General features: G+C 73.7%; 16 protein-coding genes. 10 read left to right on the forward strand and 6 right to left on the reverse strand.

Annotated features, from left to right (window positions below; genetic code table 11):
• Window positions 1-337 precede the first annotated feature (337 nt).
• The 7 genes from ACF09E_RS34405 (at window position 338) to ACF09E_RS34435 (ending at window position 9,782) form a co-directional block, all read left to right on the forward strand.
• Entirely contained in the window at window positions 338-1,747 is a 1,410-nt protein-coding gene (locus ACF09E_RS34405) for a family 2B encapsulin nanocompartment shell protein (RefSeq protein WP_392210056.1), read from the forward strand.
• Window positions 1,748-2,095: 348 nt separating this feature from the next.
• Window positions 2,096-3,493: a family 2 encapsulin nanocompartment cargo protein terpene cyclase gene (locus ACF09E_RS34410; protein ID WP_392210058.1), complete on the forward strand. Its 1,398-nt coding sequence runs from the start codon at window positions 2,096-2,098 to the stop codon at window positions 3,491-3,493.
• Between the two features lie 3 nt (window positions 3,494-3,496).
• A complete protein-coding gene (locus tag ACF09E_RS34415) occupies window positions 3,497-4,393 on the forward strand; it encodes a geranyl diphosphate 2-C-methyltransferase (protein WP_392210060.1) in 897 nt (298 codons plus the stop codon).
• 247 nt (window positions 4,394-4,640) lie between these two features.
• Entirely contained in the window at window positions 4,641-5,783 is a 1,143-nt protein-coding gene (locus ACF09E_RS34420) for a S1 family peptidase (protein ID WP_392210062.1), read from the forward strand.
• A 145-nt stretch (window positions 5,784-5,928) separates the two neighbouring features.
• On the forward strand, window positions 5,929-6,996 hold the full coding sequence (locus ACF09E_RS34425; RefSeq protein ID WP_392210064.1) for a chitinase: 1,068 nt from the start codon (window positions 5,929-5,931) through the stop codon (window positions 6,994-6,996).
• A gap of 464 nt (window positions 6,997-7,460) precedes the next feature.
• Window positions 7,461-8,315 carry a DUF1684 domain-containing protein gene (locus ACF09E_RS34430; protein WP_392210066.1) on the forward strand — a complete coding sequence of 285 codons (855 nt, stop codon included), beginning with the start codon at window positions 7,461-7,463 and terminating at the stop codon, window positions 8,313-8,315.
• A 336-nt stretch (window positions 8,316-8,651) separates the two neighbouring features.
• Entirely contained in the window at window positions 8,652-9,782 is a 1,131-nt protein-coding gene (locus tag ACF09E_RS34435) for an MFS transporter (RefSeq protein ID WP_392210090.1), read from the forward strand.
• Window positions 9,783-9,835: 53 nt separating this feature from the next.
• On the opposite strand, the gene ACF09E_RS34440 is transcribed toward ACF09E_RS34435, so the two are convergent.
• The 4 genes from ACF09E_RS34440 to ACF09E_RS34455 all read right to left on the reverse strand — a co-directional run bounded on the left by ACF09E_RS34440 (window position 9,836) and on the right by ACF09E_RS34455 (window position 12,878).
• A complete protein-coding gene (locus tag ACF09E_RS34440) occupies window positions 9,836-10,228 on the reverse strand; it encodes a hypothetical protein (protein WP_392210068.1) in 393 nt (130 codons plus the stop codon).
• Between the two features lie 122 nt (window positions 10,229-10,350).
• A complete protein-coding gene (locus ACF09E_RS34445) occupies window positions 10,351-11,844 on the reverse strand; it encodes a diacylglycerol/lipid kinase family protein (protein WP_392210070.1) in 1,494 nt (497 codons plus the stop codon).
• A gap of 99 nt (window positions 11,845-11,943) precedes the next feature.
• The gene (locus ACF09E_RS34450; RefSeq protein WP_392210072.1) at window positions 11,944-12,507 is read right to left on the reverse strand and encodes a hypothetical protein; all 564 of its coding nucleotides are present in this window, start codon (window positions 12,505-12,507) and stop codon (window positions 11,944-11,946) included.
• Complete coding sequence (locus tag ACF09E_RS34455) at window positions 12,504-12,878, reverse strand: PadR family transcriptional regulator (RefSeq protein ID WP_392210073.1); 375 nt, start codon at window positions 12,876-12,878, stop codon at window positions 12,504-12,506. Before ACF09E_RS34455 ends, ACF09E_RS34450 begins: the two co-directional genes overlap by 4 nt.
• Before the next feature lie 135 nt (window positions 12,879-13,013).
• Here ACF09E_RS34455 and ACF09E_RS34460 point away from each other — a divergent pair, with 135 nt between their 5' ends.
• Window positions 13,014-14,816 carry a SpoIIE family protein phosphatase gene (locus tag ACF09E_RS34460; protein WP_392210076.1) on the forward strand — a complete coding sequence of 601 codons (1,803 nt, stop codon included), beginning with the start codon at window positions 13,014-13,016 and terminating at the stop codon, window positions 14,814-14,816.
• 62 nt (window positions 14,817-14,878) lie between these two features.
• On the opposite strand, the gene ACF09E_RS34465 is transcribed toward ACF09E_RS34460, so the two are convergent.
• Both ACF09E_RS34465 and ACF09E_RS34470 read right to left on the reverse strand, forming a co-directional pair.
• Window positions 14,879-17,101 (reverse strand): OmpL47-type beta-barrel domain-containing protein, encoded by a 2,223-nt coding sequence (locus tag ACF09E_RS34465; RefSeq protein ID WP_392210078.1) that lies wholly within the window; start codon window positions 17,099-17,101, stop codon window positions 14,879-14,881.
• Window positions 17,101-19,593 (reverse strand): ThuA domain-containing protein, encoded by a 2,493-nt coding sequence (locus tag ACF09E_RS34470; RefSeq protein WP_392210080.1) that lies wholly within the window; start codon window positions 19,591-19,593, stop codon window positions 17,101-17,103. Before ACF09E_RS34470 ends, ACF09E_RS34465 begins: the two co-directional genes overlap by 1 nt.
• Before the next feature lie 206 nt (window positions 19,594-19,799).
• On the opposite strand from ACF09E_RS34470, the gene ACF09E_RS34475 reads away from it, so the two are divergent.
• Together ACF09E_RS34475 and ACF09E_RS34480 are read left to right on the forward strand one after the other, a co-directional pair.
• A complete protein-coding gene (locus ACF09E_RS34475; RefSeq protein ID WP_392210082.1) occupies window positions 19,800-20,840 on the forward strand; it encodes a multicopper oxidase domain-containing protein in 1,041 nt (346 codons plus the stop codon).
• A 133-nt stretch (window positions 20,841-20,973) separates the two neighbouring features.
• Window positions 20,974-22,836 (forward strand): CAP domain-containing protein, encoded by a 1,863-nt coding sequence (locus tag ACF09E_RS34480; protein ID WP_392210084.1) that lies wholly within the window; start codon window positions 20,974-20,976, stop codon window positions 22,834-22,836.
• Window positions 22,837-22,957 lie beyond the last annotated feature (121 nt).

Genomic DNA, 22,957 nt, shown 5'->3' on the forward strand with positions numbered 1-22,957 from the left:
TCCCGAACGGAATGTGCGAGATCTGGTGGCGGGAACCATGAGCTCTCGGCCATGTGGCCCGAATACCGCAGATCATCGGGTTAAACCTCGAATGGAGCAAGATCGCCGCTTCGAGGTAATGCCCTCGAACTCGTGGGGTGCGCCCGGGTCGACGGCCGTTAGTGTTCCCCGGGATCTGGACGGATTCCCGGACCTTCCTCCTTGTTCACACCTCTTTCCGAGCTTTCACGCCTTCTCGCCCTCTGCTTTCTCCTCGTCTTTCCCGTGTCCCTCCTCTTTCACCGACCGGGGCGCCCGTGCGCCGGTCACCACCCCCCTGCGAAGGAGAGCCCGCTCCATGACCGTCGACACCGGCCCGGCCGTACAGCAGGACACCCCGAAGCAGTCCAGCCTCAGTACCGCCGCCGCCCGGAACCTGGCCCACACGGCCAAGTCCGCCCCGCAGATGCAGGAGATCAGCTCCCGCTGGCTGCTGCGGATGCTCCCCTGGGTGGAGACCAAGGGCGGCGCCTACCGGGTCAACCGGCGGCTCAGCTACACCGTCGGCGACGGGCGCATCGAGTTCGTGCAGGACGGGGCCCGCGTCCGGGTCATCCCCCGCGAACTCGGCGAACTCGCCCTGCTGCGCGGCTTCGAGGACGACGAGGTGCTGAACGCGCTGGCCGCCCGGTGCGTGCAGCGCGACTTCGTCGCCGGCGAGGTCCTCGTCTCGCGCGGCACCCCCGCCGAGGAGATCCACCTCGTCGCCCACGGGCGCGTCAACCAGACCTCGCTCGGCAAGTACGACGACGAGGTGGCCGTCGCGGTCCTCGCCGACGGCGACCGCTTCGGTGAGAACGCCCTGCTGGACGCCGACGCCCGATGGGACTACACCGCGACCGCCGAGACCGCCGGCACGCTGCTCACCCTCTCCCGCGCCGAGTTCGCCGCGGTGCTCGCCTCCTCGTCCGCCCTCCAGGCCCACATCGAGGCCTTCAGCTCGCTCCCGCTCCAGCGCCAGAACCGCCACGGGGAGGCCGAGATCGCGATGTCGGCGGGCCACGTCGGCGAGGCCGCGCTGCCCGGCGCCTTCGTCGACTACGAGCTCAAGCCGCGCGAGTACGAACTCTCCGTCGCGCAGACGGTCCTGAAGGTCCACACCCGGGTCGCCGACCTCTACAACGGCCCGATGAACCAGACGGCGGAGCAGCTCAGGCTCACCATCGAGGCGCTGCGCGAGCGCCAGGAGCACGAGCTGATCAACAACCGGGAGTTCGGGCTCCTGCACAACGCCGACTTCAAGCAGCGGATCCAGACCCACTCCGGCCCGCCCACCCCGGACGACCTCGACGAGCTCCTCTGCCGCCGCCGCGGCACCAAGCTCTTCCTGGCCCACCCCCGGACGATCGCCGCGATCGGGCGCGAATGGAACGCGCGCGGCCTCAACCCCGGCACCGTCGAGCTCGAAGGGCAGCAGGTCCTCGGCTGGCGGGGCGTCCCGCTGCTGCCCTGCAACAAGATCCCGATTACCAAGGAGAACACCAGCTCGATCCTGGCCATGCGTCTGGGCGAGGACAACCAGGGCGTGATCGGCCTCCGCCAGACCGGCCTTCCGGAGGAGTACGAGCCCGGCCTCTCGGTGCGCTTCATGGGCATCAGCGAGCAGGCGATCATGTCGTACCTCGTCACGACCTACTACTCCGCCGCGATCCTGGTGCCGAACGCGCTGGGCGTGCTGGAGAACGTGGAGATCGCCCGCAGGCACTAGGGGTTGCGCATCACTCCCGTCCGTCCCGCGGGCGGCGGCGGGAGTGCGACGACGGGCCCCGGGCCGCATCCGGACCGTGCGGCCCGGCCGAGAGGCCCGACGGCCCGCGCTCCGGGTCGTCCGCATCACCGGGCGAGAGCGTCGCCCCCCACGAAGGCGCCCGCCCGGTGGCCGCCCGTACCGCACGCCGCGAGCCCCGCCCGCCGGCGGACGGCGCCGCTCTCCGGATCCGGCCCAGCCGCTCTCCCGCGGCCGCCGCCCCGCAGGCCGCGCCGGTCCGGACCGTACCGATCGACCGCCCCCCCGGCACCCCGGACCGCCCCCACCCCCCCCAGCAAGGAGACACGGATGCCCGAACCAGGGCCCTCGCCCCTGCCATCGAGCCTGCCCGGCGCGGCCGCCCACTTCGGCGCCCATGTCCTCGGGTCGGCGGCCGCCCCGACGGCCGCGGCAGGGGCGGCCGGTGCGGCGGACGCCGCCGGAGCCGCACCGGTCGCCCCCGGTGTCGCCGCGCCCGCTCCCGTCACCCCGCGAACCGCGCCGCCCGCGCCGGTCGCCCCGGCACCCGCCGCGACCACGCTCCTCCCCACGGCCCCGGGTGCCGCCGCCCTCGCACTCGCCGCACCTGCCGCGCCGGCCGCGTCCGCGCCGCCCGTGCCCCTGCCGGGGTTCGCCCTGCCGGGGCCCACCGGTCTGGGCACGGCGGCGCTGTCCCTGGCCCGCGGCGCGGGGGCGTCCGTCCTGCCGGAGCCCCCGGCGCCGGCCGCGGGGCGCCCCGTCCCGGGGCTCTACCACCACCCCGTGCCCGAACCCGACCCGGTGCGGGTGGACGAGGTCAGCCGCCGGATCAAGGCCTGGGCGCTGGACGAGGTGCAGCTCTACCCCGACGACTGGGAGGGGGAGTTCGACGGGTTCTCCGTCGGCCGCTACATGGTCGCGTGTCACCCCGACGCCCCGTCCGTCGAGCACCTGATGCTCGCGACCCGCCTGATGGTCGCCGAGAACGCCGTCGACGACTGCTACTGCGAGGACCACGGCGGCTCACCCGTCGGCCTCGGCGGACGGCTCCTCCTGGCGCACACCGCCCTGGACCCGCTCCACACGACCGCCGAGTACCAGCCGCGGTGGGCCGAGTCGCTCCACGCCGACGCCCCGCGGCGCGCGTACCGCTCCGCCATGGGCTACTTCGTCGACCGGGCGAGCCCCTCCCAGGCCGACCGGTACCGGCACGACATGGCCCGGCTCCACCTGGGGTACCTCGCCGAGGCGGCCTGGACGGAGACGGACCACATGCCGGAGGTGTGGGAGTACCTGGCGATGCGCCAGTTCAACAACTTCCGCCCCTGCCCCACCATCACGGACACCGTCGGCGGCTACGAACTGCCGGCGGACCTGCACGCCCAGCCCGCCATGCAGCGCGTCCTCGCGCTCGCCGGGAACGCGACCACCATCGTGAACGACCTGTACTCGTACATGAAGGAGCTCGACAGCCCCGGCCGGCACCTCAACCTGCCCGTGGTGATCGCCGACCGCGAGGGCGTCTCCGACCGCGAGGGCTATCTGAAGGCCGTGGAGGTCCACAACGACCTCATGCGCGACTTCGAGGCCGAGGCCGCCGCCCTCGCCGCAGCCTGCCCCGTCCCGACCGTGCAGCGGTTCCTGCGGGGCGTGGCCGTGTGGGTCGACGGCAACCACTACTGGCACCAGACCAACACCTACCGCTACAGCCTGCCCGACTTCTGGTAAGAAATGGAATTATCTGTGACCAGCACCGAGTTCACCTCCGTCTCCGGCACCTCCGCGTTCATCCCGTCCCCGGCGACGCCGTACCAGGGCGACATCGCCCGCTACTGGAACGACGAGGCCAGGCCGGTCAACCTGCGCCTGGGCGACGTCGACGGGCTCTACCACCACCACTACGGCATCGGCGACGTCGACCACGCCGCCCTCGGCAGCACCGAGGACGGCGCCTACGAGAAGCGGCTGATCGCCGAGCTGCACCGGCTGGAGTCGGCGCAGACCGAGGTCCTCCTGGACAACCTGGGGGTCATCGGCCGGGAGGACACGCTCGTGGACGCCGGCTGCGGGCGCGGCGGTTCGAGCGTGATGGCCCACCAGCGCTTCGGTTGCAAGGTGGAGGGCGTCACGCTCTCCTCCACGCAGGCCGACTTCGGCAACCGGCGCGCGAAGGAGCTGGGCATCGACGACCACGTCCACGCCCAGGTGTGCAACATGCTGGACACGCCGTTCGAGAAGGGCAGCATCGCCGCCTCGTGGAACAACGAGTCGAGCATGTACGTCGACCTCGACGACCTCTTCGCCGAGCACTCCCGGTTCCTGAAGGTCGGCGGCCGCTACGTGACCATCACCGGCTGCTGGAACCCGCGGTACGGCCAGCCCTCGAAGTGGGTCTCCCAGATCAACGCGCACTTCGAGTGCAACATCCACTCCCGCCGCGAGTACCTGCGCGCGATGGCCGACAACCGGCTGGTCCCGCAGGCCGTCATCGACCTGACCCCGGACACGCTGCCCTACTGGGAGCTGCGTGCCACCTCGTCCCTGGTCACCGGCATCGAGGAGGCGTTCATCAACTCGTACAAGGACGGCTCCTTCCAGTACGTCCTGATCGCGGCCGACCGGGTCTGACCCGGCCGGTCCCCGGGGAACCGAGGGGGGCCCGGTCCGTCGTCGTGACGGGCCGGGCCCCTCCGGCCTGCCGCGAGGCCGCCGAGCCGCCCCGCGCGGTCGGCGGCCTCGCTCCCGGTCGCGGGGACGGTGCAGGGCCGGAATCTCCGGTCATGGTATGGACCTGACAAGTGGAGTATCGCTACGGTGGCTTCCGCGCTCGCTTGAGAGCGCTCTCAGCGCCTGCTCACCCCACTAGGAGGCTCCTGTGAAACGAACGTCCGCCCTGCGCGCCGCCGCGGCGGCCCTGCTGCTCACCGTCGGACTCGGCGCCGCCCAGGCGATGCCCGCGAGCGCCGTCCCCACCGCGGCCCCGCCCACCGCCTCGGCGGGACTGCTCGACGCCATGCGCCAGGACCTCGGGCTCACCGAGCGGCAGGCCGAGGAGCGGCTGGCGGCCGAACGCACCGCGACGCGCGTCGAGTCGGCGGCCAGGAAGACCGCCGGCGGCAGCTACGGAGGCTCGTGGTTCGACGCCGGCACCGGGCGTCTCGTCGTCGCCCTCACCGACCGCGCGGAGCGGGCCGAGGTCGAGGCGCTCGGCGCCGACACCAGGCTCGTCCGGCACAGCGCCGCCGCGCTCGACCGCGCCAAGGCCCGGCTCGACGCCCGGTCCGCCCCGAGCGGCGTGGCCGGCTGGCACGTGGACCCGCGCTCCAACAGCGTCGTGGTCACCGTCGTGCGCGCCGACCGGAACGCCCCGGCCGTCCGCGCCTTCGTCGAGCGGGCCCGCGCGACCGGACCCGTCACCGTCGCCGAGACGGCCGCGGCACCCCGCACCTACGCCGCCGGGACCGTCGGCGGAGACCCCTACTACACCGGCAACGTCCGCTGTTCCATCGGCTTCTCCGTGCACGGCGGCTTCGTCACCGCGGGGCACTGCGGCGGCGCCGGTGCGGCGGTCCGCGGGTGGGACGGCTCCGCGATGGGCACCTTCCAGGGCTCCTCGTTCCCCGGGAACGACTACGCGTACGTGAGCATCCACAGCGGCTGGTGGACGGTGCCCGTGGTGTTCGGCTGGGGGGTGACGTCGGACCGGCTCGTCAGGGGCTCGGCCGAGGCCCCGATCGGCGCGTCGATCTGCCGCTCCGGTTCCACGACCAAGTGGCACTGCGGCAGCGTGCTGGCCAAGAACGAGACGGTGAACTACAGCCAGGGCGCGGTACACCAGATGACCAAGACCAGTGTGTGCGCGGAGGGCGGCGACTCCGGCGGCGCGTTCATCAGCGGCGACCAGGCGCAGGGCGTCACCTCCGGCGGCTGGGGCAACTGCTCGTCCGGCGGGGAGACGTGGTTCCAGCCGGTGAACGAGATCCTCGGCCGCTACGGCCTGACCCTGCACACCGCGTGACGCGCTGACGGGGCGGGGGAGTGGGGGGCTCCGGTCCAACGCCGCTGACCGCGAGGGTGGTTGACGAATGGTCTGGACCAACCTACGGTCTGCTGGAGCGCGCGCCATCGCCCAGGACCATCCCCCCACGTCCCCAGGAGCACGCATGCCAGCGCCCCGGATCGCCCGACTCCTCGGAGCGGGCCTCGCCACCCTGCTCGCGGCCGCCGCCCTCGCGGCGCCCTCCGCCACGGCCGCCCCGTCCGCCCCCACCGCGGACACCTGTGCCCTCAAGCAGAAGCCCACCGGCAAGGTGCTCCAGGGCTACTGGGAGAACTGGGACGGGGCGGCCAACGGCGTCCACCCGCCCTTCGGCTGGGCGCCCATCGACGACCCGCGCTTCAAGGCCCACGGCTACAACGTCATCAACGCCGCCTTCCCCGTGATCCGTTCGGACGGAACGGTGCTGTGGGAGGACGGCATGGACAGCACGGTCCGGGTCTCCACCCCGGCGCAGATGTGCAACGCCAAGGCGGCGGGGGCGACGCTCCTCCTGTCGATCGGCGGGGCGACCGCGGGCATCGACCTCAACTCCCGTGCCGTCGCCGACCGGTTCATCGCGACCGTCGTGCCGATCCTCAAGACGTACAACTTCGACGGGATCGACATCGACATCGAGACCGGCCTGGTCGGCAGCGGCAGCATCGGCACCCTGTCCACCTCGCAGGCCAACCTGGTGTACATCATCGACGGCGTCCTCGCCCGCATGCCCGCCGGGTTCGGGCTGACGATGGCACCGGAGACGGCGTACGTCACCGGAGGCAGCGTCGTCTACGGCTCGATCTGGGGCGCGTACCTGCCGATCGTGAAGAAGTACGCGGACAACGGGCGCCTCTGGTGGCTCAACATGCAGTACTACAACGGCAGCATGTACGGATGCTCGGGCGACTCCTACGCGGCGGGGACCGTCGCCGGGTTCGTCGCGCAGACCGACTGCCTGAACCGGGGCCTCGTGATCCAGGGCACCACGATCCGGGTGCCGTACGACAAGCAGGTCCCCGGCCTCCCCGCCCAGCCGGGCGCGGGCGGCGGCCACATGGCCCCGTCGCTCGTGGCGCAGGCGTGGAACCACTACGGCGGGGCGCTCAAGGGCCTGATGACCTGGTCGGCGAACTGGGACGGGTCCAAGGGCTGGACCTTCGGCGACAACGTGAAGGCACTCCAGGGCCGTTAGCACCCGCCGGAGCCCCCGGAGCCCTCGGAGCCGCCGGAGCCCCCGGAGCCCCCGGAGCCGCCGGAGCCGCCGGGCGGACCGGCGGCTCCGGTCGCTGCTGTCCGGGCGGGGCCGGACAGGAGCGGTACCGGCCCCCGTACGGCCTACGCCGGCCACCCGCCCGGCCATCCCGCGACGGGGACCACTGGTCCGGGGCCGGGCGGTTGTGCTTTGCTTGCGGCATGACCCTGCTCGTGACGCGCCGCCACGTGGACTACGTGCGCGTCACGACCACGTCCTGTTCCGGCTGACCCGAGGCCCTCGTCCCGGCAGCCGGCCGTCGCCCGCGCGACCTCCGAGCCCCCGTCACCCCCGAGCACCACCGTGCGACCCGCCCGTCCCGGCCCGTCGCCACGGGCGGGCGCGAGGGCCTCCCGGTGCACCCCCGTTCGCGACGCAGCAGACGACACCAGGAGGACCCGCCCATGACCGTCAACGACACCCCCGCGCCCGCCACCGAGGCGGCGGACCCCGACGCCGAGGCCTTCACCGCGGCATGGGAGGAGTGGCACCGCGACAAGGACGCCCGGCTCGCCGCCGAGCACGGCTTCCTCGCGATCACCGGCCTGCACTGGCTCACCGACGAGGCACAGCGCCTCCCGGACGCCCCCGGGCTCTGGTCGACCGGCCCCGACGGCGTGACCGTGGAGCTCGGCGAGGGGGAGGAACTCGTCGTCGACGGGGCGGTCGTGCGGGGGCGGTACGCCTTCGGCGCCATCCCGGAACGCGGCGGCGTCGACGCCGTCTGGGGCGTCGCCGTGATCGAGGTCGCCCGGCGAGGCGGCCACGACATCGTCCGGCCCCGGCACCCCGGGCACCCGCTGCGGGTCGCGTTCGCCGGGACCCCGGCGTACGCGCCCGCACCGCGCTGGGCCGTCACCGGCCGCTACGTCCCCTTCGACGCGCCCCGGCCGACCACGGTCGGCGCCTCCGTCGAGGGACTGCAGCACGTCTACGACGCACCCGGCAGCATCACCTTCCGGCTGGCAGGACGGGACCTGGAACTGATCGCCTTCAACGGCTACACCCCCGGCGGCTTCACGGTCCTCTTCACCGACGAGACCTCGGGCGTCACCACGTACGCGGCCAACCGCAGCCTGCGGATCGACGCGCCCGGACCCGACGGCGAGGTCCTGCTCGACTTCAACCGCGCCACCAACCTCCCGTGCGCGTACACCGACTTCGCGACCTGCCCGCTGCCGCCGGCCGAGAACCGGCTGCCGGTCGCGGTCGAGGCCGGGGAGCGCATCCCGCGCGAGCGCGAGCCGGCCGCCTCGTAGCGGACCGGCCGGACCCCGGCGCCGAGGGGCCGCCGCACGCCGCCGGAGCGGCCGTCCGGCGGCGGCGACGGCGGGTCCGCGGCACCGCCCCGATCCCTCCGGGGCCGGGCGGTGCGGCACCTCCGCGTCACCGCGCCGGCTCCTCGACCGGGTGACGTCCGCGCGGTTGCCGCAGTTCGCACCCGCGGGGCGGCCGCCGTCGGGGATACGGTCCGCTGCATGGAAGGTGAGCGGGACGTGGAGCGCGATCGTGGGGCGACGGACGACCGGGGCACGGAGGAGGACCGCCGGGGCTGGCTGCGCTGCCTGCTCGCCGGTGCCGTGTTCGTCGTGTGCATGGCCGGCACCACGCTGCCGACCCCGCTGTATCCGCTCTACCAGGAGAAGTTCGGGTTCTCCGAGCTGACGGTGACGGTCGTCTACGCCGTGTACGCCTTCGGGGTCATCGGGGTGCTCCTCCTCGCGGGCAACGCCTCGGACACCGTCGGCAGACGCCCGGCTCTCTTCCTCGGCCTGGGGTTCGCGGCGGCCAGCGCGGTCTGCTTCCTGATCGCCGACGCCCTGGGCTGGCTGTACGCGGGCCGGCTCCTCTCCGGTCTATCGGCCGGCCTCTTCACCGGGGCCGCCACGGCGTACGTCATGGAACTCGCGCCTCAGGGCGGCGGGTCGCGGGCGACCCTGGTGGCGACGGCCGCCAACATGGGCGGACTCGGGTGCGGGCCGCTGCTCGCCGGACTGCTCGCGGAGTACGCCCCCGAGCCCCTCGTCCTGCCGTTCGCCGTGCACCTCGGCCTGGTGGCGGTCTCCCTGGGCGTGCTGGTGTGGCTCCCCGAGACCGTACGCGACCGGCGCGGACCGGCGGCCGTAAGGCCCCGGCCGCCCGCGCTGCCGCCGCAGGTGCGGGCGGTGTTCGTGCCGGCGGCGATCGCGTCGTTCGTGGGATTCGCCCTGTTCGGGGTCTTCACCTCGGTGAGCCCCGCGTTCCTCGCCCGCTACCTGCACGTCGACAACCACGCGGTGAGCGGGGTCGTCGTCGCCCTCGCGTTCTTCGCGTCCACCGCCGGGCAGCTCGCCGTCGACCGGGTCGGGGTGGCCCGCTCGCTGCCGCTGGGGTGCGCGGTGCTCTTCGGCGGACTGGTCCTCCTCGCCGTGGCCCTCTTCACGGACGTCCTGGCGTTCGTCGTCCTCGCCGCGGTGGTGGGCGGCGTGGGCCAGGGCCTCGCCTTCCGCGCGGCCCTGGCCTCGGTCGCCGCCGCGGCGCCCCCGGACCGGCGGGCGGCGGTGATCTCGACGCTGTTCGTCGTCGCGTACACCGGCATCTCCATCCCGGTGATCGGCGTCGGCGTGCTGGCCGACCCGCTCGGCCTGGAGGGGGCGGGGCTGGTGTTCATCGCCTGCATGCTGGTGCTCGTCGCCTCCGCCGCCGCCTATCTGATCAGGCGGCCCGTGCCGACCGGCGGGCGGTGACCGCTCCGGCGGACGGGGACGCCGGAGCCGACCCCCCAGTGGGTGTCGGGGCGTCAGAGCGCGACGAAGACGTGCCCGGCCGTGTCGCGCAGGACGAAACCGTTGTCCAGCCGGACGCGCACCCGCACGGGGACCTCCGCCTCCTGGTGGGCGGTCCACGCCGGCTCCAGGGAGGCGATCCTCTCCTCCAGCTGCGCCCTGCTGGCCGGGGGCATCTGGTGGCCGAAGGAGTCGAGCAGCGAGGCGAGCCGTGCGTACTCACGCACCTCCTCGCTCTCCCGGCGGTCGTCGGCCACCTCTTCCACGGTGCCCTCCGTCCCCGCCGGCAGGGCCAGGAAGCCCACCGCGGCCGCGGGCTCCGCGGGGTCCTCCCCGACCGGTGCCGCCTGCCCCGCCAGGGCGAGCTCCACCGCCAGCCGCACGCGCCGGCCCACTGTCAGCGTCATCGATCCTTCGTCTCTCCGCTCGACCGGGCCACGACCGCGTCCGTCCGCGGCACACCCGGGCGGCCATTCTCCCGGGCCGTACCGTGCGGGGCGACGCGGGGGCCCGCGGTCTCCGCGGATGCTCAGCCGTCCCGCCCCGGGACGTCCGGCACGGGGCGGCCGAAGGCGAGGTCGACCAGCCGCCGCCAGTCCACCCGCGGGGCGGGATCGGCGACGCCGGGACGGTCGCGCGGCACGAGGACCCGCAGGGCGCCCGGGCGCAGGGTGCAGACGACCGGTGTGGCCATGCGCAGGGCCTCGCCGTCGACCGCCACGGGGATCTCGTCCGTACGGGAGACGTCCGCTCCGGACCCGCCGGAGCCCGGGCCGTCCGCACCGGCGCGGTCCGGCCCCGGGTCCTCCGCCGCGGCGGCGTCCGTCTCCGCGCCGCCCGTCCCCTCGTCGCCCGCGACGGTGGCCGTCACCTCGACGCGGCGGGCGGTCGTGACGGTCAGCCCGGTGGACTGCGCGCCGCGCACCGCGAGGTCCGCGGCCTCGGCGGCGCCCTCCACCCTGATGCCCAGCACGCCCAGCTCGCCGTCGTCGAGGCTGGGCCGGCGGCCGCCGCCGCTGAGCACGTCGGGCGAGGTGTACGCGTTGTTGCTGACGAGGAGCGCCTGCTGGGACGCCAGCGGCGCGTCGTCGATCCGCGCGTCGAGGCGGCGCACCCCTTCGCCGACCAGCAGGTCCGGCATCATGGTCAGGGCCGTGCCCGCCTTGGCGTCGCGGTAGTCGGGGTGCTGCACGACGTCGGCGTAGACGCCGAACGACACGGTGTTGACGAACGGCCGGCCGTCGACGTCGCCGAGGTCGACCCGCAGTTCCTCGCCGGCCGTCAGCGCGTCGAGGCAGCGCGCGGGATCGGCGCGGTCGAGGCCGAGGTCCATGGCGAAGTGGTTGCGGGTCCCGGCGGAGATGACGAGGAACGGCAGGTCGTGCTCGGCGGCGACGGCCGCGACCAGGGCCTGGGTGCCGTCGCCGCCGGCGACGCCGAGCAGGTCGGCGCCCCCGGCCACCGCCTCGCGGGCCAGCTCGGCCACGTCGGCAGGGGCGTCGGGATCGAGCACGGTCACCCGGGCTCCCAGGGCCTCGGCCCGCTCGACGAGCTGGAAGCGGCCGACCTTCCCGCCCCCCGACCTCGGGTTCATGATGAGGAAGGCCCGACGGGGCGGGGAGGCCGGGAAGACGCGGGTCCTGCGCCGTGGGCGGGCCTTGCGGAGCGCGGCCCGCGCGCAGGCCACCACGACGCCCCAGCACAGGACCAGCGCCAGCGCGGGGCGCCAGAGGCCGTCATGGGAGAGGAGCGTCACGAAGCCGACCGGCGCGGCGATCGCGACGAACGCGCCGAGGAGACGGACCGCGCCGCGGTGCGCCACGAACCACCAGGCTCCGGCGGCGCATAGGACGATCCCGAGCAGACCGGCCAGCAGGACCACGAGGCCGCCGTCGCCGATCGCGAACCCCAGGAGGACCAGCGAGCCGACCGCGGCGAGCACCGCGATCCGGGCCAGGAGCCGCGCGGCGGCACGCCTGCCGGATCCCGTCGCCCGCTTGCCGCCGCTGCCGTCCTGGCTCATCCCGTGTCCCACCTCTCGGCCCGGCCCGTGCCTCCAGCGTTCACGCTGGGCGGCCGTCGGGCATCCCTGCCGGGCCGTGCGGGTGAGCCCGGGGGCGGCTCAGGACGCCGCGGTGCGGGGCGCGCGCCTCCGCCGCTCGGCGACGAGGTACGCGAGGCCGGGCAGGGTCAGCAGGACGGTGCCCCACAGGGGCAGCAGGAACAGCGTCTCCTCGCCCACCAGGCGCTGCGTCAGGAACAGCACCGGAAGTCCCACGGCCAGCGCGACGAGCCACCCCTTGCCGAAGCCGAGGCTGCCCCGGCGCAGTTCGAGGACCACGGTGGCCGCGCCGATGCTCAGCCAGAAGGCGAGCCGTCCCGCGTCGATGTCCACGACCGTCGTCCGGTGCACGAGGTGGGAGAGCAGCAGCAGGACGCCGACGACGAGCGGGACCAGCGCCGCCATCCTCAGCAGCCGCAGGCGCAGCGGTGTCCGGGCCCGGGCCCAGGACGCGGCGAAGGCCTTGACGTCCTGTCCGACGACGTCCTCCGGGGTGCGGCCGGCGGCCTCGGCGTCCTCCAGGTGGGCCCGGAGCTCGGCCAGCATCTCGCGGACCGCCGCGTCGTCCAGGCCCCGGTACTCCCAGTTGCTGCGGCAGACCGCGAGGACGTGCTCGTTGGTCATGGTGTCGTTCCCCCGTGGGTCGTTCGAGTGAGGATCCGGTCGGCCTGGGCGGTGAATCCCTGCCACACGGCCCGGCCGTGCTCCAGCTCGGCCCGGCCCGCCTCGGACAGCCGGTAGTACTTGCGCGGCGCCCCGCCGCTGGACGACGGCGCGCGGAACGGCTCGACGAGCCCCGCCCGCTCCATCCGGGCCAGCAGCGGATAGATGCTGCCCTCACCGACGAGTTCCAGCCCGCTCTCCGTGAGCGCCTCGACGAACTCGTATCCGTACCGGGGCCGTTCGGCGATGAGCGACAGCAGGCACAGGTCGAGGACGCCGCGCAGGAGCTGGCTGCGCCGCTGGTCACCGGCGTTCGACGGCTCCTTTGTCATGCGGTGCATGGTAGTCGGGCACTGTCTTGCGCCGCAAGGCAGTGAAAGGACGTGTCGCGATGATCGGCCAGGAGGGGGAGGCGGGTGCATGATGTGCACCAACAGCGGACGAGTTTCTGTCTGGAGGCCGAAAGAGTGAACGATGGCAACGGACGGCGGAGCCTTGCCCGCCGTGCCTCGGCCGGAAAGGGCGCTTCGGTCCTCCGCTCGGCCGGCGCCCGCGGACGGCTCGGCCGCAGCCACGGCGAGGTCCCCCTCGACCGCCTCACCACCCGCGGCCGGCTCGCCTGGCTGAACTCCGCGGGCGCCAGGATCGGCACCACGCTCGACCTGGAGCGGACCGCCCGGGAACTGGCCGACTTCACCGTGCCCGTCCTGGCCGACGGCGCCGCCGTCGACATCCTGGAGAGCGTCCTGCGGGGCGAGGAGGGCTCGCGCTGGACGGGGACGGGCATCCCGGTCCTCCGCGCCACCGCGCTCAGCTTCGTCGACGAGCTGGCCTCCCTGGAGCCCACCCCGGTCGGCGAGACCTTCGTCCGCACCGAGGAGGCCCACGAGACCCTCCTCCACCGCTACTGCCTGCGACAGGGCCGGCCCGTCCTGCTCAGCCGCATGCGCCACGAGGACTTCCTGCGCGTCGCGCCCACCGAGAGCGCCGCGGCGAAGATGCGCGCCGCGGGCGTCCACAGCTACCTGGCGGTGCCGCTGATCGCCCGCGGGCTGCTGCTCGGCAGCGCGGACTTCGTACGCGGCCGGGGGACGCCCCCGTTCTCCTCGACGGACCTCGCCGTGGCCGAGCAGCTCGCCTCCCAGGCCGCCGTCTACATCGACAACGCCCGGCTGTACGGACGCGAGCGCGAGCACGTCGTCTCCCTCCAGCGCAGCCTCCTGCCCCGCGCGACCCCGGTGACGCCGGGCCTGCGGATCCACGCCGAGTACACCCCGTCGACGGCCCACCACGGAGTGGGAGGCGACTGGTACGACGTGATGGCCCTGCCCGGCGGACGGACGGCCCTCATGGTCGGCGACGTCATGGGCCACGGACTGCCCGCCGCCGCCACCATGGGGCGGCTGCGCGCCGTCGCCCGGACCCTGATGACCCTCGACATGGCGCCGGAGCGCGTCCTCGCCCGGCTCGACCTCGCCACCCGCGACCTGGAGGACGAGCAGGTCGCCACCTTCCTCTGCGCGGTCCACGACCCGGCCGACTCCACCTACACGCTGGCCAGCGCCGGCCATCTGCCCCCGCTGCTCGTCGACGGCGAGGGATCCGCGGCCTTCGTGGACGTACCGATCGGCGCGCCCCTCGGCGCGGGGGTCATCCCGTACGACCCGGTCCGCCTGGAGGTCCCGGCCGGCGCCCATCTCGTCATGTACACCGACGGCCTCGTCAAGTCCCGGCACGCCGACCTCGACCACCAGCTGGAGCTGCTGCGCTCGGCGGCCCGCGGCCTCACCCCCGAGGCCCTGGAACGCGGCGGTCTGACCGACCGCGCCCCGACCGACTCCAGCCGCTTCGACGAGGCCGTGCTCCTCGTCGCGACGACCACGGCCGGATCCACCCCGGGCGAGCTGCGCGAATGGCAGCTGCCGCGGGAGGGCCGGGCCGCGTCCGTCGCCCGCGGACTGGTCACCGACCAGCTGGACGCCTGGGACCTGGCGGAGCTCGCCGACGTCTGCGAACTGGTCGTCTCGGAACTCGTGGGCAACGCACTGCGCTACGGCAACGGACCCGGCCGCCTCCGCCTGCTCCGCGGGGAGCGCCTCGTCGTGGAGGTCTCGGACACGGGCCCCGACCTGCCCCAGATCCAGCACGCCGATCTCAGCGACGAGGGGGGCCGGGGCCTCCAGCTCATCAACATGCTGTGCCGCCGCTGGGGCTCCTGCCGGACGGTCTCCGGGAAGGTGGTGTGGGCGGAGCAGAACCTGCCCACGTGACGCACGCACCACGAGGACCCCTCCTCCCGTCCGGGAGAGGGGCCCTCGCGCGGTCGCTCCTTCTAGAGTTCCTTGATCCGGATGTCGCGGTAGGAGATCACGTCCGTCGTGCCGTGGACCTGGAGCCCGATGTAGCCGGAGGCGTAGCGCCGGCCGTCGGTGCCCGGGTCGTCGCCGCGCGGCGGTTCGAAGACCCGGCCGCCGGTGTTGTCGAACTCGTTGATCAGCCGGCCGTTGCGGAAGACCGAGTAGTGCTGGCTCTCCACCCGGATCTCGTAGTCGTTCCAGGTGCCCTTGGGCGTCACCCCGGCACCGGCGAGGCCGACCCGGTCGAAGCCGTACAGCGAGCCCGTCTTGTACATGTCGCCGTCGGGCCGGTCGAGGACCTGGATCTCATGGCCGTACTTGATGGCGACCCACTCGGGGCGGGGCTCCTCCGGGTTGTCGTGGACCCACGGGAAGCGGACGAAGACCCCGCCGTTGGCGTTGCCGGCGCCGGGGGCGTCGTCGCGCCACTGGAGCTTGAGCGAGAAGTCGCCGTACTGCCGCTGCGGGAACCACAGCATGCCCATGCCCGGCACCGTGGTGCTGCTGGTCATGGCCCTGTCCGCGCTCAGCCCGAACTTTCCGCCGCCGACGTGCTGCCACTTCGAGAAGCTCGCCGCGGAGCCGTCGAACAGGTCGCGGTACCCCTCCGTCCGTCCCGGCTTCCCGATGCCCGACTCCTTGGCGGCGCGATAGATCCTGCGGTGCTCGCGGGTGTCGATGACACCGTCGGCGAGGAGCCGGTCGACCACCGTGTCGACGTGCTTGAGGAACAGCGCGTGCGAGGACCAGTCCTTCTCGTCCTCGATGAGCTCGTTGACGGTGCAGCGGCGGTTGGTCATCCGGTTCGGGACACCGGTGTCGACCGTCCCGACGGAGACCGTCGGGCGCTCGTCGAACTCCGGGCAGTCCGGCGCCGGCACCCCGCCGCCCTCGGCGACGGTGAAGGAGGCGCTCCGGGCCGCGGAGGTGTTGCCGGCCTTGTCCGTCGCCCGGTACAGCACCGTGTGGTGGCCGACGCGGTCGACGATCACCGGGGTGGTGTACGCCAGGTACGGGCCGGCGTCGAGCGAGTACTCGATCCGGTCGACGCCCGAGTCCGCGTCGAACGCCGACACGGTGACGGTGGCGCTGGTGAGGTACGCGCCGCCGGAGTCGCGCGTCCCGGTGACGGAGGCGGCCGCCTCGGGTGCGGTGGTGTCGGGATCGGGCTGCGCGACGACCGTGAAGGCCGCCGACTTCACCGCGGCGCTGTTGCCAGCCTTGTCCGTCGCCCGGTAGCGGACGGTGTGGTCGCCGACCTGGTGCACCATCACGGGAGCGGTGTACGGCTGCCAGGCGCCGTCGCCGATCGCGTACTCGATGGTGTTGACGCCCGAGCCGGTGTCGGAGGCGGTCACCGTCACGGTCGCCATGTCGAGGTAGCGGCCCTGGTCGTCGCGCTCGCCCGACACGGTCGCCGAGGTCTCCGGCGCGGTCGTGTCGTCGGTGGGCCGGGCGACGACCGAGAACACGGCCGTCTTCTCGGCGGCGGTGTTGCCCGCCTTGTCGGTGGCCCGGTAGCGCAGGGTGTGCGCGCCGACCGTGTCGACGACGACCGGGACCGTGTACGGCTGCCACGGGCCGTCCGCGCCGACCGCGTACTCGACCCGTTCCACGCCCGACCCGGCGTCCGTCGCGGCCAGGGTGACCGTCGCCTGGCCGACGTAGGCGCCGTCGGCGTTGCGGTCGCCCTCGACCTTCGCGGTGGTGTCCGGTGCGGTGGTGTCCTCTCCGCCGCCCTCGGTGACGGTGAGGACGCCCTGCATCTGGCCGTGCCCGGGGATGGTGCACTTGAACAGGTAGCGGCCCGGGGTCAGCGTCACCTCGGCCGTGTGCCGGCCGCCGTTCGCGTCGCCCGGGTTGGCCAGGATGTTGAGCGGGACGTCGTTGTTGTACTCCGGGTCGGAGACGTCGAACGTCAGGGTGTGCGGCATGCCGGTCGTGTTGCCCGTGGTCGTGCTGTTCTCGAAGACGATGGTCGTCGGACCGGCCGTCGCCGTGGTGGGGAACTCCAGGTAGTGGTCGATGGGGTCGCCGGCCTTCCAGGTCAGCACCTGGGCGGCGGCCCGGGTCCCGTCCCCGCCGCGGCGGGCGTCGTCCGCCCTGCCGTAGGCGGCGGCCGAGGTCAGGCCGACGACCATCGCCACGGCGGCCAGCAGCGCCGCCCACAGCCTCGCGCCTCCGCTTCTCGTGAGCATCACCGCGCCGCCCTCCTTGCCAGCTGGTCCGCGGCGGGGGTGGGCCCGCCGCCCGTGTAGGTCACGCGCCATAGCGCGGAGTCGGGGTGGGAGGTGAAGAAGCCCCGCCCGTAGTCGAGGACGTACAGCGAACCGTCCGGGGCGAACTTCCAGTCCATCAGGTTGCGGATGCCGCCCTGCCCGACCGGGATGATCTTCTTGAGGGACTCGGCGTGCACCGGCAGCCCGCCCCTGCCGACGGTCCTGGGATCGGTGAGCACGGCGTGCCGCGGCTGGTCGCCGTCGTAGAAGTCGCCGACGAACCACTTGCCGTCCCAGTACGAGGGCCACTTGACCGTCGAGTCGCTCGCCGCGTCGTACCGGTACAGCGGACCGTTCATGGTCGCCTGCCCGCCGCCCTTGAGCCAGGGCAGCAGCAGCCTCTGCTCCTCCTGCTTGTAGCTCGGGACGCCGTTCGCGTCCCTGGGGTAGTCGACGCCGCCGCCCTGGGGCGAGTACCAGATGGTGTTCCCGGTCACCGGCGGCAGCTTCACCAGGCCGTCGTTGTTCGGCGACTCGTTCCTCGGGGCGTCGCAGTCGTACCAGCCGAGCGGCTTGGCCGGGTCGGCGAGGCCCCGGTCGCGGTACGGCTGCTTGTTGCCCATGCAGTACGGCCAGCCGTGGTTGCCCGCCCTGGTGATCGCGGCGAACGTGTCGTACTTCGCCGGGCCCCAGGTCGTCGACGGCGCGCCCGCGTCGGGGCCGACCCAGCCCGCGTAGAGGATGTCGGTCTGCCGGTCGACGGAGATCCGCGCGGGGTTGCGGACCCCCATCACGTAGATCTCGCCCCGGGTCCTGCCGCCGCCCTCGTCGCTCTCCTCGCCGGTGAAGAGGTTGCCGGCGGGGAGGGTGTACGTGCCGTCGGGCTCGGGGTGGATCCGCAGGATCTTCCCGTTGAGGTCGTTGGTGTTGCCCGCGGTGCGGCGGGCGTCCGCGAAGGAGACGCCCCGGAAGTTCGGGGCGGGGTTGTTGCCCGAGTAACCGCCGCTGGAACCGGACGAGTTGGTGTCCCCGGTGGCGATGTACAGATTGCCCTTGGAGTCCCAGGCCATCCCGCCGCCCGCGTGGCAGCAGCTGTGGATCTGGACCGGCCAGCTCAGCAGCACCTTCTCGCTCGCCAGGTCGAGCCGGTTCGTCGCGAGGTCGAGGGTGAAGCGGGAGACCCGTCGTTCGCCCATGTGCTCCACGCGGTCGATCCGGGAGTGCGGTGTGTAGTGGAGGTAGACCCAGCCGTTGGTCATGAAGGCGGGGTCGAGCTCGATGCCGAGCAGCCCCTCCTCGTTCTTGACGAGTTCGTCGCCGCCGCCCTTGTTGCCGAAGACGGTGAGCGCCCCGGCCTTGGTGACCTGTTTGGTCCTCGGGTCGTAGACGTGGATCTCGCCGTTGCCCTTGCCGATGTCCGGGTCGTTCCAGTCGGTGACCACCGGCACGCTCGCGTCCGCGCCGCCGCGGCCGATGTACAGGACGCGGCCGTCGGGAGCGGCGACGAGACCGTGCGGTTCGCCGATCTGGTCGTTCTGGCCGGGCTGGTTGGGCTTGGTGACGCGCTCCGCCGTGTAGTTCGCGTCGATGGTCGCCTTGCAGTCCGCCCGGGAGATCCGCGCGGTCCAGGCGATCGCGCCGCGCAGGTGGTCGCGGAAGTCCGCCTCGGCGTAGCTGTCGACGGTGCCGCCCATGGCGGTGTAGAAGGACCGGCCGCCGTCGTAGTCGCGGCACCAGGAGACCGGGTGGTCCCAGCCGTTGGGTCGGGCCGCGGGCTGGTAGGAGGCCTCCCGGACGCGTGCGACGGTGTGCACGGTGCCGGACGGGTTGCGGTCCCAGTTGAACCACTTGTCGGGCCGCTTCCACTCCAGCGGAAGGGACTTCGTCGCCGGGTGCTGCCGGTCGCCGACCTCCACGACCGCGCGCTGCGTGCCGCTCGGCGCGCCGGTCGGCCGGGCCCCGATCAGGCCGGTGAACCAGCTGGAGTAGGGCTCGGTGCGGGCGGCCTCGTGGACGCCGACGAAGCCGCCGCCCGCCTCCATGTAGGCCTCCAGGCCCGCTTCCTGCTCGGGGTCCAGCACATCGCCGCCGCCGGTCAGGAAGACCACCGCGTTGTACGTGCCGAGCCGCTCGGCGTCGGTGAAGACGGCCGGGTCGTCGGTGGCCACCGTACGGAAGCGGCCGGCGGCCGGGCCGGTGAGGCCGATGCTCTCGACGGCCGCGATGCCCGCGTCGACCGTCGGGGACTCGGCCGTCGCGGACCCGTGGAAGACGAGGACCCGGACGTTCGCGCCGCCGGGTGGCGACGGCAGCGATAACGTTGTCGCCGCCTCGGCCGACGGCGGGCCCGGATCCGGCTTGGCGGCGGCGGGGCCGCCGCCGAGCAGCGAGGCGGTCAGGGCTCCCGCCCCGAGTGCCGCCACGAAGAGGCCCGTTCTCGCTCTCGACCGGTGATGTGGTGTGCGCTTCATGGGTCACCCATCCCTCTGAGGTCACAACGACAGCCGTTGAAGCTAGACCTCTTTGCACGGTTCGCCAAGGGCTATGACCGCAACCGGACGAACTTTGTCCTGAGTGTGGATAAACAGTCGGCGCCCCGCTACGGTGTGGGCCGTCCCCAGGAGCCCCCGTCGGCCCCGCAGCCCGTCAATCTCCTCTGAAGACCGGAGAGTTCGACATGGACAGACGCAGCTTCAACCGCCGCCTGCTCGCGGGCGGGGCCGTCGCCGCGACCGGCGTGACATCGTTGTCCCTCGCATCCGCCTCCAGTGCCGCACCCGACGCCACCGCCGCGGCGGCCCCGCTGAGGACTGCCCCGGCCGGCGGCCAGGTACGCCATCTCACGCTGTACGCCGAGAAGTTGGCCGACGGACGTATGGGGTACGGCCTGGAGAAGGGCAAGGCCTCCGTGCCCGGCCCGCTCATCGAGCTCAACGAGGGCGACACCCTCCACATCGCGTTCGAGAACCTGATGGACGTCCCCGTCAGCCTCCACGCGCACGGCGTGGACTACGACATCGACAACGACGGCACCCGGATGAGCGGGAGCCACGTCGAGGCGGGCGCCACCCGCACGTACACCTGGCGGACCCATGCCCCCGGCCGCCGCCCCGACGGAACCTGGCGGCCCGGGAGTGCCGGTTACTGGCACTACCACGACCACGTCGTGGGCACGGACCACGGCACCGGCGGCATCCGCAAGGGCCTCTACGGCGGCCTGGTGGTGCGCCGCAAGGGCGACATCCTGCCGGACAGGCAGTTCACCATCGTCTTCAACGACATGACGATCAACAACCGGCCGGCTGCGGAGCCGCCCGACTTCCTGGCCACCGTGGGCGACCGGGTGGAGATCGTCATGATCACGCACGGCGAGTACTACCACACGTTCCACATGCACGGTCACCGGTGGGCCGACAACCGCACCGGGCTCCTCGCCGGCCCCGAGGACGTGAGCCGGATCATCGACAACAAGATCACCGGACCCGCGGACTCGTTCGGCTTCCAGGTCATCGCCGGCGAACACGTCGGCGCCGGCGCCTGGATGTACCACTGCCACGTCCAGAGCCACTCCGACATGGGCATGGCCGGGCTGTTCCTGGTGGCCAAGCCGGACGGCACCGTGCCGGGTCACGGCGACCACGGGACGCACGGGGCGGCGAGGACGGAGGCGGCGGGCGAACCCGCCGCCGGGACCTCCGGGGGCGCCCACCACCACTGACCCGGCCGACCCCACAGGTCCCATGGGGCCCGAGTGACTCACGTCACTTTCGCCGTCTCCCGGGTTTCCGTTATCCGCGTCCCGCTCCAGGCTCTCCCATGCGCAATCACCTCCAACGAACGGGACGGTCGGCGTGCGGCAGAGCACAGGAATCGAGCGGGACACGGAGCTGGTCCTCGCGGCGCGGAACGGCGACCCGTGGGCGCGTGAGCAGCTGGTCACCGCCCACCTGCCCCTGGTCCACACCACCGTGGCGGTCGCCATGAACGGCCGCCACGGTGCCGATCACGTCGAGCACGTCGTACGGGAGACGATGCTGCGCGCCCTCGACGGCCTCCCCGCCCTGACCGACCCCGGGGTCTTCCGGCCCTGGCTGGTCGCCATCGCCGTGGACGGGATCCGGCGCCACCGGCACCAGCAGCCGGCCGGGTACGCCCACGGGGACGGCACGCCCGGCGGGCAGGGGCCCGGGCACGGACCGGCCCACGAGATCACCGAGGCGGCCCGCTGGCTCGACCCGGACGACGGGGAACTGCTGGCCCTGTGGTGGCTGGAGTGCGCGGGCGAACTGACCCGCTACGAGACGGCGGCCGCACTCAGGTGGCCCGCCGAGGAGGCGCCGGCCCGGTTCGAGGCCGTACGGGCCCGGCTCGACGCCGGCCGGGTCGTCGCCGCCGCCCTCGCCGGGAACCCCGCCTGCCCCTTCCTCGGCCGGGAGGCCGCGGACTGGGACGGCCGGCCCTCCGCCCCGTGGCGCGACCACCTCGCCCACCACACCCTCGGCTGCGGGCACTGCGCCCCCCGCTGGCACGCCCTGGTCCCCGCCGAGGTCCTGCTGTCCGCCGCCTCCCCCGTGGGGGCGGCCGGAGCGGACGAGGCCGCGCGCGGACGGGCGGCCGCCTCCGCCGCCGCGCCCGCCGCCCACGGCTTCGCCCCCGACGCGTACGTGGCCGCCGATGCCGCCCCGTACCCCGCCCCGGAGTACGCCGACCCCTCCGCGACCGCCCCCCTCGGCGGGTCCGGGCACGAGCAGACGGCCGACTTGACCGAGCCGTTCGTCCTGGCCGGCCAGGCGGGCCACGGACGCCCCCACCCGCCGCGCTCGGCCCCCGCCTCCGCGGCGCCCGGCCGGCACGGCACGCGCGCGGCCCTCCGGCGCCGCCGCCAGACGCAGGAGCGGAGCCGGCGCCGCGCCGTCATCGCGGCCGGCGTCGTCGTCATGGCGGTCACGGGCGGGGCGTTCTCGCTGTCGGGAGGCCGCGGCGGGGACGACGAGGTCCTGGAGGCGAACCGGGTGACCGCACCCGAGCTCGACCTGCCCCTCGACCAGGATCCGTCCACCCACTCCGGGACGCCGACCGAGGCGACCCCGAGCGGCTCGCCGTCCGCCTCGAAGTCCGCCACCGCGCGCCCCTCCGCGTCGGCCACGCCCAGCGCGCGTCCCACCACCGCCTCCCCCCGTCCGGTCCGCACCGCCAAGCCCGCCCCGGTGAAGACCACCCCGCCGCGCACCGCGGCGCCCACCCCCGACACCCGCCCGAGCAGGCCCGGCTCGGGCACCGGCTCCGGCGACGAGGCCGGGACCGGGACGGGCGCCGGTCAGAACGACCAGGGCCCGAGCTCCGAGGCCGACCAGGTCGTCGCCCTGGTCAACGCGGAGCGCGCCAAGGCCGGCTGCGGCCCGCTGAGCGCGAACGCGACCCTCACCCGGGCGGCGCAGGGCCACTCCGACGACATGGCGGCCCGCGACTTCTTCGACCACACCAACCCCGACGGCGCCGGCCCGGGGGAGCGGGTGACGGCGGCCGGGTACCCGTGGTCGACGTACGGCGAGAACATCGCCATGGGGCAGAGCTCGCCCGAGCAGGTCATGGAGTCCTGGATGAACAGCCCGGGCCACCGCGCGAACATCCTGAACTGCGACTTCAAGGAGATAGGCGTCGGCATCCACTCCCAGGGCGGCCCGTACTGGACCCAGGTCTTCGGCGCCCGCTGAGGGGAGCGGTGGGGGCCGCGGCGCCCCGGGGCGCCCCGCCCGCCGCCCGCAGGGGGGGACCGGGGCGGGGGGGAGGCCGGGGCGGGGGGTAGTGACCCGGGTGGGCGCGGGGGCCGGGGTG

This window comes from Streptomyces sp. NPDC014891, assembly GCF_043081085.1.
In the GTDB taxonomy this organism is placed as follows: Bacteria; Actinomycetota; Actinomycetes; order Streptomycetales; family Streptomycetaceae; genus Streptomyces.